The 14,323-nt window shown below is 55.1% G+C and carries 10 protein-coding genes; 6 read left to right on the forward strand and 4 right to left on the reverse strand.

All coding sequences use genetic code 11. The features are described from left to right. Window positions 1-26: 26 nt before the first annotated feature. Window positions 27-1,892, reverse strand: coding sequence for an IucA/IucC family protein (locus M8T91_RS12380; protein WP_301414466.1), 1,866 nt, complete (start codon window positions 1,890-1,892; stop codon window positions 27-29). A gap of 181 nt (window positions 1,893-2,073) precedes the next feature. Here M8T91_RS12380 and M8T91_RS12385 point away from each other — a divergent pair, with 181 nt between their 5' ends. Next, window positions 2,074-3,273 (forward strand): MFS transporter, encoded by a 1,200-nt coding sequence (locus tag M8T91_RS12385; protein ID WP_301414467.1) that lies wholly within the window; start codon window positions 2,074-2,076, stop codon window positions 3,271-3,273. Window positions 3,274-3,422: 149 nt separating this feature from the next. Here the strand turns inward: M8T91_RS12385 and M8T91_RS12390 are convergent, their stop codons facing one another. Beyond that, window positions 3,423-3,932 (reverse strand): GNAT family N-acetyltransferase, encoded by a 510-nt coding sequence (locus M8T91_RS12390; protein ID WP_301414468.1) that lies wholly within the window; start codon window positions 3,930-3,932, stop codon window positions 3,423-3,425. A gap of 253 nt (window positions 3,933-4,185) precedes the next feature. On the opposite strand from M8T91_RS12390, the gene can reads away from it, so the two are divergent. The 4 genes from can (at window position 4,186) to M8T91_RS12410 (ending at window position 8,115) form a co-directional block, all read left to right on the forward strand. Beyond that, on the forward strand, window positions 4,186-4,842 hold the full coding sequence (can, locus tag M8T91_RS12395; protein ID WP_301414469.1) for a carbonate dehydratase: 657 nt from the start codon (window positions 4,186-4,188) through the stop codon (window positions 4,840-4,842). Between the two features lie 102 nt (window positions 4,843-4,944). Beyond that, window positions 4,945-6,570: an FAD-dependent oxidoreductase gene (locus M8T91_RS12400; protein ID WP_301414470.1), complete on the forward strand. Its 1,626-nt coding sequence runs from the start codon at window positions 4,945-4,947 to the stop codon at window positions 6,568-6,570. 112 nt (window positions 6,571-6,682) lie between these two features. Continuing rightward, entirely contained in the window at window positions 6,683-7,195 is a 513-nt protein-coding gene (locus M8T91_RS12405; RefSeq protein ID WP_301414471.1) for a flavin reductase family protein, read from the forward strand. A 188-nt stretch (window positions 7,196-7,383) separates the two neighbouring features. Beyond that, a complete protein-coding gene (locus M8T91_RS12410; RefSeq protein ID WP_301414472.1) occupies window positions 7,384-8,115 on the forward strand; it encodes a glycerophosphodiester phosphodiesterase in 732 nt (243 codons plus the stop codon). 144 nt (window positions 8,116-8,259) lie between these two features. Here M8T91_RS12410 and M8T91_RS12415 read toward each other — a convergent pair whose 3' ends face one another. Next, window positions 8,260-10,887 carry a TonB-dependent receptor plug domain-containing protein gene (locus M8T91_RS12415; protein WP_301414473.1) on the reverse strand — a complete coding sequence of 876 codons (2,628 nt, stop codon included), beginning with the start codon at window positions 10,885-10,887 and terminating at the stop codon, window positions 8,260-8,262. A 389-nt stretch (window positions 10,888-11,276) separates the two neighbouring features. Then, the gene (locus M8T91_RS12420; protein WP_301414474.1) at window positions 11,277-12,812 is read right to left on the reverse strand and encodes a M20/M25/M40 family metallo-hydrolase; all 1,536 of its coding nucleotides are present in this window, start codon (window positions 12,810-12,812) and stop codon (window positions 11,277-11,279) included. Window positions 12,813-13,682: 870 nt separating this feature from the next. Here M8T91_RS12420 and M8T91_RS12425 point away from each other — a divergent pair. Continuing rightward, entirely contained in the window at window positions 13,683-14,312 is a 630-nt protein-coding gene (locus M8T91_RS12425) for a DUF2799 domain-containing protein (protein WP_301414475.1), read from the forward strand. The last annotated feature ends 11 nt before the right edge of the window (window positions 14,313-14,323 follow it).

Raw genomic sequence — 14,323 nt, forward strand, 5'->3', positions numbered from 1 at the left:
CCTTGTGTTTTCTCCGATCCAGGCTCTCAGCCCTGCGCGGAATCGCGCTGGGTGATATGGATCAATGGATTCTCCATGGTGTGATAAATAGAGAGGGGGTCATCACTGGTGGTTTCATTCATACCGATAACGGCGCACTGGAAATTGCCTTTGGACCAAAGCACTGGGGCGTGCAATAAATAATCCAGACAGCTGCGATCCCGCCGCTGCCCGTCATGGAGCAGTTGCAATCGGTTGCGCAATTGGCCGAGTAATTCCCGCTCCGTCAATAGTCCTGCAGCGGCAAGCGCAGAAATAAGACCGAAGCAGCTGTTGATAATAAGGTAATAAACAAAGAGGCGATTTGCCATTTGTTCATCAATGACATTCCCACTCTTGCGAGCCAGATCGGGCAAGTGGGGTTTCAACAGTTTTTCTCCCAGTTGGCTGTAACCACTGCCCTGGCAATCTCGGAAGTAACCCGCTACAGGCAGATTGTCTTCAAAAGACAGAATCAGGTTCTGCTGGTGGGCACCAAACAAAATACCGAAATCGGCCTGGGCGATCAGCAGCGGCTCTATCACCGTATCCAGAAAAGCAGTAAACCAACGCCGGGCGGCAACTGCAGCGGACATTTTTTCCTGCTCTGCCAGTTGAAAAATTAACCGCGCCGCACGGCAGGGAGCCCCTCCGGGGTGATCCTGGGTCAAAGTCGCAAGTAGACAGGTATTCGAGGCATTTTGCCCGCGAAATGGGTTCTCGCGAAACATCACCAGACTCTCGATAATCGGGGCACCCCCACCGTCTTTCAGCATCAGATAGGCCGGCTCCGCCAGTACCTGAAAGTGGGGATAACGGTTGGAAAAATCGCGCCCTACGGGGGTATCGCGCACCTTCAGAACTTCCAGACCACGCGCCATCTCCTCAGGCTGCAGCGTACGTATCGAGTTGGTGAGACGCAGACTGAGAGAAAATTTGAGCATATAGGGGTTCTGTGCACTGTAAACAGCACGCAGTGAGGAAGTCGCACGCCAGGGCACCAGGCCGCTACCCAGCTCCACAATATTTCCATTTTCAAGCAGCCCGGCTACCCGTGGTTCGCGGCGCAGTCGCTGCCACTGCCAGGGGTGCGCCGGTACAGGAATCCATTTACGCGGCACTCTGGGCCCGCGGTCACGCTCGTGCACCAGAGCGGCAAATTGCCTCTCGCTGAATTCGGCACCACTGGCGCCACACAAAAATTTTGGGTCCACTCCCAGCCATAGCAGAAAAAAACTGTTGCCAAACTCCGGCGCAAAGCGTTCGGCATCCCGATCAGTGAGCGGGTCGCGGCTCTTGGGTGTCGGGTGGATGGAATGACCGCACAAAAGCCCCTGCTCCGCCTCGGAGAAAGTCAGGGGATGCGTGAACAAACGCTCTGTATCGGCCTTGCGCGCGCGCAACGCCCGGGCCATATTCTCAACACTGGCAGTGACGCGCTGCACGAACTGCACCCGGGACGCCCTGCTTGCACCGGGAAAAAATGACGGCTCACTCGCAACCACATCTGCAGTTCGGGCCAGGTCAATCACTGAGCAAGCACCATCGCCTCTGCGCCATACTACAGGCAACGCAAATTGATGCCTGCCACACCCACTGCGATAGGCAACATTCACCCACAATTCGGTAGCGCTCTCCGGAAGTGGGATACGGACAGCCGGTGCCCTGATCCCATCGGGAAGGGATACCCCACTTCGCTCGTGCCAGTCGCCGCAACCGGTTTCACGCAACAGCGCATTGAAAAAACAATTGCCCGATAGTCTCTCGGCAGACTTATCCACCGAATAGCCATCTGTACATCTACGCGGATGATTGCTGGCAATCTGATGGGCAACGCGGTCAACTGAAACCGTGCTGGAATGGGCATTGGACATACTGATGGATCTTTTTAAATTAAATACAAATGATAATATTTTGCATTTGAAATATCATGCAGGTAAATTTGCCACACTGCAAGTGCGCCGATAAGAAAGTTGGCCAGCTGTGATTTTCCGCACAGAGTGAAGCCTGGGCTCCACTCTGTGTTTCACTATCTCAACGAACGGAATTCCGAATGTGCTAAACCCCCACCTTCGCAGGATCAACGGGATCGTGGCTAGCCAGGGCGCCAGCCAGGTAATTCTGATCACCCTAATCCCCCTGATCATTGAGCACTGCGGTCTGGGTTTGGCCAGTATTGGCGCACTGGTTGCCTTGGGCACTCTGTGCCTGATGATCGCCGGCCCCCTCTGGGGCGCACTGAGCGACAGAGTCGGTCGCAAGCCGGTTTTGTTGGCGGGGCTGGCTGGCGCCCTGATCGCCCAGTGCCTGTTCGTCGCCCTGCTGGTCTCCATGGCGCTGGGTTTCCTGGAAGAACGTGCGGCTTTTTTGGCTCTGGCGGCAAGCCGGATTGTGTACGGGCTGAATGCTGCAGCCATTTACCCCTGCTGCCAGGCATGGGCGGTGGCGCTGGGCGAACAGCAAAAGCGATTATCGATACTCTCCGGACTCAGTGCCGCAGCGAATCTGGGCCGCGGGCTGGGGCCTCTGCTGGCATTGCCAGCCCTGATTGTCGGCGGTCTCTGGCCGCTGGCCTGGTTGATACTTTTGCCCCTCGGCGCACTGCTGCTGACCGTGGGGCTGCCAAAGCCCGAACCGGATATGGTGCAGCCGGACACAGTGCAACATTCCCTACCGCCCCCCTGTGTGCTGGCACTCTTTGCCATTGCTTTACTGGGCACCGCCAGCGTGGGTCAGCTGCAGATGCTGATGGGACCAGCCCTGCAGGATGTCTATGGCCTCAGCGCTCTGGGCGCCTCTTCCACAACAGCACTGCTGCTGGCTGTCGCGGCAATCTGTGGTTTCCTTGTGCAGGTGGGACTGGTGCGCCGGCTCAAGGCGCCGCAGCTGAGTTTTATGCTGGGTGTGACATCCCTGTGCACAGGTACTCTATTGCTGTCCACAACCCTCGGCAGCATCCTCGCAGCCATTGGATTGCTGGTTTTTGTGGCGGGCATAGCATTTCTTGTACCGGGCTACAATGCCCTTTTAAGCCAGCCACGGCAACGGGGCGGCAGGCTATTTGGGCTGCTGTCACTGGTCCATACCGCTGGTTATACCATCGGATTCAGCATTGGTGGGTGGCTCTATGCACAGCAACCGCAGCAGCCGCTCATGGGATTGCTGGCCAGTGTCTGCCTGATCGCCATTTGCGCTGTGATTGCGCTTGTACCAAAAGGGAAAAAAGTACTGAAGCGGACCCAATACGATTACTGAATCTCTGTAAAGTATTCCATTAACCCCGACCACACATGCCCTTCGATTACCGGTGCAGCTGCGGACAGAGCCCCTCTGTGCCCAAAGGCGCACACCTCTAGGCCCAAACCGACCATCCGCCTCTCCCTCTGCTGCGGGTTTCACCCACCTCAAAGGTAGCGCTGCCAGAATTCTGCCTGCCCAAATTCTTCATCCAGAGTGTAGGGTTTAAAACCGGCTTTGCGATAGGCATGCTGCGCGGTGTGGTTTTTTTCCAAGACCTCCATTGTCATCTTGCAGCAACCCCGCCTTTTCGCCTCTCGAGCGACTAAATCCAGCATCTCTGCACAGAGCCCCTTGCCACGCAGGCGCTCACTAACGATCACATCGTGGATATTGACCAGGGGCTGGCAAGCAAAAGTAGAAAAACCGGTAAAGCAGTTGACCAGACCCACCGCTTGATCGCCGCTGTAGGCGAGCACACTGAAAGCACCGGGGAAGGCAGCCAGTTTTGCCGGCAACTCGGCCCGGCATCGATCCGGCAGAGGTACCCCACCGCCAAAGGGGTGGCGGGAGTATTCATCCATAAGTGCGAGCATATCTGCAGCATGGCGACTGTCTGTGTATGCCGCCAGGGTGATAGTGATTGCGGAGTCAGCCTCCGGGGTAGCCAATGCCATAGATACCTCTCTGGTTCTTCTAGGAATCTTCGGACTTTGCCGTACGTCTTGTGTCTCTTCGATGATAAAAGGAGTTTTCTTTTTTTCTTCGCGATTGCTTTTTGATCCGGCACTCCAACAGGTTACCGGATTGATTCAATACACGACAGTGAAGCGGCACCCGTTTGATAGCCCTGCCGGCCCAGACACGCTTGGCCTGCACGGACAAAGCCGCTATCCTGAGACCAATTGATCATCTCAGGATATAACCCCATTGCACCCACTCGATCATCTACTCAAAAAAAACCGACAATGGTCTCTGGCAACTCGAGAGGAAAATCCCGATTTCTTCCTCAAACTGTCGGAACAACAGACTCCGGAATATCTTTGGATCGGCTGCGCGGACAGCCGAGTACCCGCCAATCAAATCGTAGATCTGCTGCCGGGAGAATTGTTCGTGCACCGCAATGTCGCCAATCTGGTGGTGCACACCGATCTGAACTGCCTGTCGGTACTGCAATACGCCGTTGAAATCCTCCGCGTAAAGCACATTATCGTGTGCGGCCACTACGGCTGCGGCGGTGTTCAGGCTGCCCTGCACAATGAGCAGCTTGGACTGATCGATAACTGGCTGCGCCATATTCAGGATGTCCGTGACAAGCACTACACCCTGATCAATCTGTTCCAGCAACATCAACGCACCGATCTGTTATGCGAACTCAATGTGCTTGAGCAGGTGATTCACGTCTGCCAGACCACTATAGTGCACGACGCCTGGCGCTCGGGGCAACAGCTCTCTGTGAACGGTTGGGTCTATGGTCTCAAGGATGGTCTGGTCCACGATCTGGGAGTCTCTGTCAGTCATCCCGGTGAAATTTCCGATACCTATCAGAATGCCCTGACCAACATTGCCCAGCGCAATACCGAATAACGACACCCACGCTTAACCCCCACTCCCTTTGGCCATACAATGGGCCCGGCCCCCGACCACGCTGTGGCGGCAGCGGTCCTGTGGCTTGAAAGGAGAGCGACTATGGTCGAGTACCGAGTGTGGGAATGCCAGAACTGTGGCTGGATCTACGATGAGGCCAGGGGTTGGCCCGAGGACAACATAGCACCAGGGACCCGCTGGGAAGATATTCCCGAGGACTGGTGCTGCCCCCAGTGCGGTGCCAGCAAGCGGGACTTCGCCATGCTTGAGGTGAAGCGCAACAATACCCCACAACCCCCGACTCCTCCCGCCAGCCCACCCAAAGCCGCTATTGCAACCCGCATCTGGGAGTGCATGGTATGCGGATGGGTTTACGACGAAGCCGAAGGCTGCCCCGACCAAGCTATAGCCGCCAGTACCCGCTGGGAGCAGATATCCGGGGGTTGGCGCTGCCCCCAGTGCGGCGCCGGCAAAGAGGCGTTCGACATGGTGCTGGTAACCACAGCACCTGCAGTACCGCAGGCAAAACCCGGCACCAAAGAGGAACAGCTAAGTGGCGATCCACTGGTTATCCTCGGTACCGGCCTCGCCGGCTACAGCCTGGCGAGGGAGTTTCGCAAACTCGACAGGAATACCCCCTTGCTGATCATCACCAGTGATGACGGTACCTTCTACTCGAAGCCACTCCTGTCCGCCTCCCTTTCCCACGGCCAAACTGCGCAGCAGCTGGGCACCAGCAGTGCTGAGGACATGGCCCGCGAACTGGCAGCCGAGATCCTGGTGCATACCCGCGTGACTGGGGTCGACCCGAGCACCAGGACATTAGCGCTGCAACAGGAATCGGCAGACCACAGTGCGGAAATCCATTACGACCGATTGGTACTGGCAACCGGGGCCCACTGCCGTCCCCTGCCTCGTATTGAGGGTGACGCCCACGCCAACCTGTTCCGTATCAACAGCCTGAGAGACTATCACCGTTTTCGCACAGCACTGGTGGGGCGCAAACGGGTACTTGTCATTGGGGCGGGCCTGATCGGTTGTGAATTTGCCAACGATCTGGTGCAAGCTGACTTTTCTGTGGATCTGGTAGACACTCTGAATTGGCCGCTGGCCTCCCTGCTGCCAGAGGCAGCTGGACGCGACTTGCAAGGCGCCCTGGAGAGCTACGGAGTGCGCTTCCACTGCGACCGTTCGGTACAGAAACTACTGTGCCGCCGCCGTGGCCTTCTGGCCCAGCTCGACGATGGCCAGACCATCGAGGCAGACATCGTGCTCGCCGCCCTGGGGCTGCAGGCAAACACCGCGCTGGCAAAAGCCGCGGGACTGGCAGTCCATCACGGCATCACCGTTGACCGGCAGTTGAAAAGCAGCGACCCACACATTTATGCCCTCGGCGATTGCGCTGAGGTGGACGGCCATCTGCTCTTCTTTGTCGCGCCACTGATGGCCTGCGCCCGCGCACTGGCAAAGACACTCAGCGGCCAGCCCACCGCCGTGCATTACGCTGCGATACCGGTCGCGGTCAAAACCACTCTGCGCCCCACCACCGTATGCCCGCCCCATCCGGGCGCCAGGGGTCATTGGCAGATTGATTGCGATGCTACAGGGGTCTGTGCAGAATTCCGCAGTGACACAGGACAGCTGCTGGGATTTGCCCTGACGGGAGCAGCAATCACTCGACGGGAACCTCTCAGTAGAGAGTGTGAACCCATAATGAGGGGACCTTAGCACAAACGACTACCAGACTTCTTTTGCTGCTATTCGAGGCAAAACGCGCAATGTAGACACTTTTGCCCTAAAATGGCGTCCTCGCACAGGTTTGGTACAAGCAACCCCCCACATGACGACAGATAGAAACCCAGGTCCCACCCCATCTGCCCAGCAAAGCCGCCAGTTGCGCGATACGCTGGGTCAGTTCGCAACCGGCGTCACGGTGATTACCACACGGGATATCAACGGTCAGCCGGCAGGCATGACCGTAAACAGCTTCAACTCCGTCTCTCTCGACCCGGCCCTGGTACTTTGGAGTATCGATAAACAGTCACTCGGCTACGAGGCATTTACCACCCGCGACCATTTTGCCGTACATGTGCTGCGCGCCGACCAACAACATGTTTCCAACCTGTTTGCCGGGCGCGGAAGCAATAAGTTCGGTCAGATACACTGGTATGAAGGGCCCAATGGCATTCCCCGCCTGGAGGAGTGCGCAGCTTACTTCCACTGCGGTCGGGCCCAGTGTATTGAGGGCGGTGACCATACGATCCTGCTAGGGAACGTGCTGGAGTTTACCGCTTTTGGTGGCGAACCACTGGTCTTCCACCGCGGCCGCTACCGGGCTCTGGCTGGGGACTGAATTCCGTCTGCAGGCGCATCCATAGGGAACCTCAAACCCGAAGCGTTGCAGTGCCTTCCAAATACCCCGGATACCTGTATTTTTGCCGATTGACCATCAGAATGAATAAACTTGGCTAGTAACTGTCACTCCATCGCAATCTGCCGATGGCAGGCTGCTGCAAACTCTCTGAGCGGACTCTACTACCCATGGCAACAGGCACTCTCTTCTGCTTCGCCCACCGCGGTTACCAGCAGCGGGCCAGCGAAAATACCCTGCAGGCGATCGGCCATGCGCTGGAAATGGCTGTGGGAGGCATCGAAGTGGATGTCTGGAATATCGGCGGCCAACTGTTGGTAAAACACGACCGGCGCCTTGGGCGATTGATTGCCGGCAGTGAATTGATCACGGATATGCGCCCGGAGACACTGCGCGAGAGACCGCTCCCCTGTGGTGGCACCATTCCCTCTCTCCGGGAGGTTCTGGAACTGGTGGGCGATAGTGTGCAACTGAATATCGAGCTTAAGGGGCCCAACTGTGCCGCGCTCTTTGTCGAGGAAATGCGCTCTTTTGTTCAGGATAAAGGCACCAACTTTGATCCCTATATCGTTTCCTCCTTTGATCACCGCCAACTGTACGAATGCCTGCGGCGGCTGCCGGAAGTGCGCCGTGGTGTTTTGCTCAGTGGCATTCCGCTGGATCTCGCCGCATGCGCGGCTCCCCTGCGGGCCTATTCCCTGCATAGCAATGTTGATTTTATCAATACAGACCTGATCGCCGATATCAAACGGCGTGGCCTTAAACACTACGTGTTTACCGTCAATACCCCCGATGACCTGGTGTTACTGGCCGCACAGGGGGTGGATGGCGTATTTACCGACGAGCCGCAACTGGTTTTGGATTTCAATGCACGCATAGCCGCAGGGGGAACCACAGGGTAATCGGGAGAAATACGCGGGTTATAGCAAAAATGAACCCCGCAGATATGCCGGGTTCATTTTTCCAGGGCGAGTCACGGCAGCTGGCTTTTGAGGCATCAGCCAGCCACCATTAGCAAGCCCTCATAGGTTGCGCAACTAGCGCAGTTAAAAATCCGCACTGGCGCGTAAGTACCAGAAACCACCATTAAAACCAAACGGCGAGGTGAGCGCCTGACGCACTCCCAAAAATTGCAAAGTGGGATCCTGCTCATCATCCGGCTGTACATCAAAAATATTTTCACCGCCGACTGAGAGTTTGTAATTCTCATAAAGGGTAAAGGTCGCTTCCACATCTACCAACAGCTCACCGCCATAGCTGTAAGTATCCGTGGCATCTCCAGGCCCAAAAAGACCGCCGGTGGACTCCCAGCTACTGTAGCGGTTGAGGCGCAAATAACTGCTGAACATTCCGCCGGTTTCAAATTCGAAAGTCAGGGTCGTGCGATCACTGGGCACCTGGTTTTCCAGGTCGAACACCCTCGATGCATCAATCGTATTCTGCGCAACTTTGCTCACTTCCTGGCGGTTGTGATTGTGACGCAGATCCACGACTAACAGATTGCCAGCTACTTCAAAGTCACTGGTGATAGCCAGATCGATCCCGGATACCTTTGAATCATAAGCATTGGCAAAGTAGTTGGCATTACTGCCGTTTAGCAGCACCGCATTTTCCACTCCGGCCGCTTCCAGCAACGCCACCTCCGCATCCCCGATAGCATTATTGCGCAGGGCGAGGCGATCCTCGATTTCGATATGGTAGTAATCGACAGTGACACTGGTACTGTCAAACGGTGAAAAAACCGCACCCAGGGTATAGCTTTTAGACTCCTCGGGGTTCAGTTCAACCGCACCAAGGGCCACCGCCACCGGGTGACTGACCGGATAGGTACCATTGGGAATGAGGTTGCCACTGGAATCCGCCGTGGTGGTGACGTTCAGGGTATTGACCTGGCCGGGAGTGGGTGCGCGGAACCCGGTATTAACGGTTCCACGCAGGGCGAAGCGCTCATTGACATCGTAGCGGGCGGAGAGCTTCCAGTCCGAAGTGGAGCCAAACACATCGAACTCCTCAAAGCGCAGAGCGGCACCCAGTGTCAGCGCTTCGGTAACCTCCGCTTCCAGATCAACATAGGCCGCGATACTCTCGCTACTGAAACTACCCGCCGCCTCCACGGGGAAGCCCTGGAAACCATCGGAGCCAACGCCAAATTGCGCCGCGGTAGGTCCCACCGCAATGGAGGCGGCATCCCCTGCCTCAATGGAGTAGGTCTCCTCGCGCCACTCGGCACCGAAAGCCAGGTTCAGTGGCGAAAAGAGTCCCGTGATCTCCATGGGTTGTACGAAATCCGCGTTCAGGCTGGACTCCTCCTGGGTCAGTGTACCGGGTTTGAAGCTGGTGGGCGACAGCCGGCCAAGACTGGGATTGATGGAGTCTTTCAGCACATAGGCCACCTCGTTTTCCGCAACCTGCGCGCGCACATCCCAGGACAGACCGTTATCCAGCACACCGCGGGCGCCGGCAACCGCGGAGATATCGCGAATCTCAGCACCGAATTGCGGGTTGTAGCCACCGGGGAACTGGGTGTAGATGGGGTTGCGCAATACATAGCCGCTGGGGCTGGAGGCATCGGCCACCAGATAGTCGGCCGGATTCAACCCCTGTCCTTCAATATAATCAATCAGCGACTGGGGCGCCGGGTCCGGCAGATAGTCGACACTGTCGGGATCGCCGGGGTCGTTGGGGGTATCTACCTGCAGGGTGCCACGGGCGGTGAACTTATGCTCCGGGTCCAGCACCGGACCGCGGTAGAAAAAATCGGAAATAGTATCATTGCCCGAATAGCCAAAATGTCCGTACAGCTCGATGCTGTCACTGATATCCAGCCCACTGTTAACAAAGAATTTGAGTGCTTCAACCTCCGGATCACCCCAGCGCTGGCCAAGGCCATTCAATGGCACCTGATCTTCGCCAACAATGCTCCCTACAAAGACGGCATCGGGGCGGGCGGCACCGCGCCAGGTCTTATCCGCAGAGGAAATCTCCACGGTGGCATTCACAAAGCCCTGGTCCCACAGATTCAGTCCCGTGTTGGCCGCCAGGCTGGTACGGGTGCCATCCCCCTCAAAGTACTCACCGGTTTGGGCGGAGAGGCTGAAACCCTCCGCATCCTCTTTCAAAATCACATTGACAACACCTGCGATGGCATCGGAACCATATTGGGCCGAAGCACCATCGCGCAGTACTTCCACTCGTTCAATCGCCATGGCAGGCAGCGCAGCAAAATCCACTGCTTGGGCCCCCTGATTCACAGTACCCAGTGGAGCCAGCTGTAAATTGACCAGGGCAGAGCGGTGCCGACGAGTCCCATTGACCAGAACCAGAGTCTGGTCTGGCGACAGATTGCGCAGGGTTACGGGGCGAATAAACGCCGTGCCATCGGCAATCGGAAAGCGCTGAGTATTAAAGGACGGGGCAATTTTTGCCAGGGATTCCGTAAGGTCAAAACTGGCCTGATCGGCCAAATCCGCTCCACCCACCACATCCACCGGAGAGAGGGTTTCTGTTGGTGAAACGCCCTCCTTTCGGGTACCGGTCGTGATGACCTCCTCCAGGGTGCGGTTATCGGTTGCGGGAGGCTGCGCTTCCCGCTCCTGCGCAACTGCACTGCCAAATGGCGTGGAAAGCACGACAGCGACCGCCAGCGACAAAGGTTTCAATAAATGGGCTTGCATGTTGTCCGTCCTCTTTTTCATTATTAATTCGAACAGCACACCACTGGATACCACAGGGGCGCGGTGCGCAACAGGTAATTTTGCGCGCAAACACCTCAGAAATTCTATTAAAAAAGCACCTTAATTTCCTGTGGGATACGACCATCCAATCCCAATTGTTAAAAATTCTGTTCGGCGCCAAGGGCGCTGTATCTGGTGAAGTTATCCCCCACCGGAGTGAACAGCAAGGCCCTCAGGTCGCAAATCATGGCCTAGCGATTGATTTATGTCAAAATTTGGCACACTTGCCCATAGACTTGAAATGACAAGTGTGCCAATCCTTACGCATCAATATCAGAAAATAAAAGCTTCACCATTTTCCCAAGTTGAATCCGCTCCATTATTCATCATCATTCTGGCGTATAGGTGACTTGCAGCTCAAAAATGGAATTCCTGGGGCTGTAACCCCGCACCATCACATAAACTGTACGCTTTTCACCGGGCACCGATAACGTACAGTTTTCGGAGGACCCATCCTGGTACGGTCGACAGTCATAGTCGCGCGCGGTGGGCGCCGCTCCGAAACGCACATAGAGGTCGGCGTCATTGGTTCCTGTCATGTCGGCGATAAAGCCCGTACCTGGCACCGCACTGAATGGCCCGAAATGCTCCTCGCTCCCCCGCACCACGCTACCGGAGAAATTTTCGGTCTGCTCCTCCGGGTCGGGGTCGGGACCCGGACCATCGTCGATCGTACCCTTGGCCAGTTCCGCAACATAAGCTGCAGCCAGCTTGCCAAACTTCACGGCATGGTTTGCATTTCCACCACTATTGGCAAGCGTGTCGTTCATGGTATGAATATAGGGGTTGTGGCCACCAAAACCGGCTTCAAACGGGAAGGACGCCACATAGCCCCGATTGTGCCAGGATGCATGATCTGAACAAGCGTAACCACAAGAAGTGCTGCCGACACTCAGTTCGCTCTGGTAGGTTTGGGCAAGATCCCTGAGGAACGTATTCTGGGCGCTGTTTGTATAATCGTCGACAATATAGATATCGCTGTTGGAGCCAAAATAATTGGTCATATCCAGTTGCAAGACACCGACCACATTCTTGTTTTGGCTTTGGTAATCACTGGCAATATCTCCGGATCCGCGCAAACCGACCTCCTCTGCTGCATATCCCATAAACGCCAGGGTTTTATCCGGTTTGTAGCCCGTAGTCACTATGGCGTGAATAACTTCTGTCAGTGCTGCAATACCCGAAGCGTCGTCATCGGCACCGGGAGCTCGGGTCCCCTCCCCGGTACCAAAGCCAACCGTGGAATCCAGGTGGGCCCCAAGCACCACAATCTCTTCGGGGTCAACCTGACCGCGAATGGTAAGAATCACAGAAGGTTGCGCCCAGCTGTGGCTATAGAGCTGCACCGAGATATCACTGCGCGCACTGGTCAACGCCTGCCATTTATCCCTGATCCACTCAGCCCCATCGACACCTGTTGAGGTGGTGTAATAGCGGTTGGTAAAGCCGGACAGGGCCTCTATGGTGGAGCGGATATTAACCTCCGAGATTTCCTCTTGCAGCGCATTCACAGCAGGACCATTGTCTATCGTATAACTGACAAGATTGCTCTCTACTGGGGATGGCGGAGGCAACTGGGCTGCCTGCGCCTCTGCCAGGGATCCATGCACGATAAAACCGCCACAGCGGTTATGCTTTTGATGCATAATGGTGGAAATATCGGATAGATTACGTTCATTCACCTTCAATATCGTTACACCGTTACGGGCACCGTGAGCAACCAGGGGCTGCCTGTCCGCTAGCGCCGTATTTTTTTTCAGGGTTTGATATCCATCGTTGCCAATTGTTATCCATACCTCCTGCGCCAGGATGGCACTGGAGAATGCCAGGAACCCGATGAGCAATGTACAAATCATTTTTTTCATTATTGTCTCCACATGAGAATGACCCCCGGCGCACAAGTCGATATATTCCGACAACACACAAATGGGCATAACACGCCCACACAAAAAAACTTGCATAACTGCAATACAAGACATCGACAACATTTAAATAACACACAGCTTTTTGGACTTGAAGTTGCGATCTGACTGACTAGAAACGCCTACAGATCATCCATATTTATTATTTAAATTTTGAAAACCGGGAGGTTAAGAAATAAAGCCAGCTCGAAAAGCTGACAATACACACCGTAGCACAGGTGAAACAACACTGAAATATATTATCCCTGAAATCAAATAAACAAATAAAAATTTCTTAATGAAATAAATTCCTAACGGAAACTCTGCCTGATACACGATAAAGAGACAGCAATGCAAACAGCAGACACCAAATACCTCACTAAAACCCCCCATGAATTCCTATGATCTGCCAAAATGTACAGGCAGCATTCCAAGAGTCACAATAGTTCCTTACGGTTACCAAAATAACAGCAGTAAAAATCATACAAATATAAAATTTAAGAGCGACATGAATAACAATTCGAGCCAGGGATATGCCCGCAGCGCCAGATGCCATAGTCACATATTAACAATCACTCTAACTTATAACAGGTTAATTTATTTTATTGGAATAGATTCTTCCTGCCACACCAAGGGAGAAGGGCAGACCCGGGTTATCGATACATAAGCATAATTTCGCCTCCATTCAACATCGGCATCACAGAGAAACAGCGGGTAATTCTCTCTCATGGCGACCATTGGAAAACCCTGACTCAATTGTCCTTAGACGCTTTCAGCTCCCAGTCAGGATCGGTAGAATACACTGCTTCAAACCCCCTGCAGCAGGATATATCTGTGAAGTTAAGCTACAAGATCACCCCACTGGCCGCCTCGATTCTTTTTGCCACAGGCTGTGCCACCATGAGTGAGGAGGAATGCCGTCTGGCCGACTGGCAGGCACTTGGCTATGAAGACGGGGCGGCCGGCCGGGGCCTGGACTATATGCAAAAACGCCGCCAAACCTGCGCCAAATACCATGTCCAGATTAATACCCACACCTACCGCAGTGGCCGCAATGAAGGGCTGCAGATCTACTGTACTGAGATACACGGATTTGCTGAAGGTCGCGCCGGGGAGATCTACAACGGCGTATGTCCAGCGAACCTTGAGGGGCACTTCCTGCAGGGCTACAACACCGGTCGCGCTATTTTTATGACTCTCAGCGCTGTGCAGTCACTGGAAGCCACCATTCACGACCTGGAACTGGAGCGGGAATCTCTTCTGGAAGACCTGACAGAAAAAGGCGCACTACTGATTGCTGATGAAGCTACTCGGGAAGAGCGTATTCACCTGCTGGCGGAGATTGCACGCCTTAAAACACGTCACACAGAATTGGGGATCGATATTGACAACCTGACGTTTGAATTAACCCAGCGCCAGGCGGAGTACCAGGCGGTGCTTTCCAGATCGCCGTACCACCCCTAATTTAGGGGATA

It is taken from the genome of Microbulbifer sp. MI-G (genome assembly GCF_030440425.1).
GTDB lineage: Bacteria > Pseudomonadota > Gammaproteobacteria > Pseudomonadales > Cellvibrionaceae > Microbulbifer > Microbulbifer spongiae.

Coding starts and splice junctions, on each gene's coding strand:
- M8T91_RS12415 (WP_301414473.1), bottom strand. CDS start 10,887: ATGCAAGCCCATTTATTGAAACCTTTGTCGCTGGCGGTCGCTGTCGTG.
- M8T91_RS12380 (WP_301414466.1), bottom strand. CDS start 1,892: ATGTCCAATGCCCATTCCAGCACGGTTTCAGTTGACCGCGTTGCCCAT.
- M8T91_RS12405 (WP_301414471.1), top strand. CDS start 6,683: ATGACGACAGATAGAAACCCAGGTCCCACCCCATCTGCCCAGCAAAGC.
- M8T91_RS12410 (WP_301414472.1), top strand. CDS start 7,384: ATGGCAACAGGCACTCTCTTCTGCTTCGCCCACCGCGGTTACCAGCAG.
- M8T91_RS12390 (WP_301414468.1), bottom strand. CDS start 3,932: ATGGCATTGGCTACCCCGGAGGCTGACTCCGCAATCACTATCACCCTG.
- M8T91_RS12420 (WP_301414474.1), bottom strand. CDS start 12,812: ATGAAAAAAATGATTTGTACATTGCTCATCGGGTTCCTGGCATTCTCC.
- M8T91_RS12400 (WP_301414470.1), top strand. CDS start 4,945: ATGGTCGAGTACCGAGTGTGGGAATGCCAGAACTGTGGCTGGATCTAC.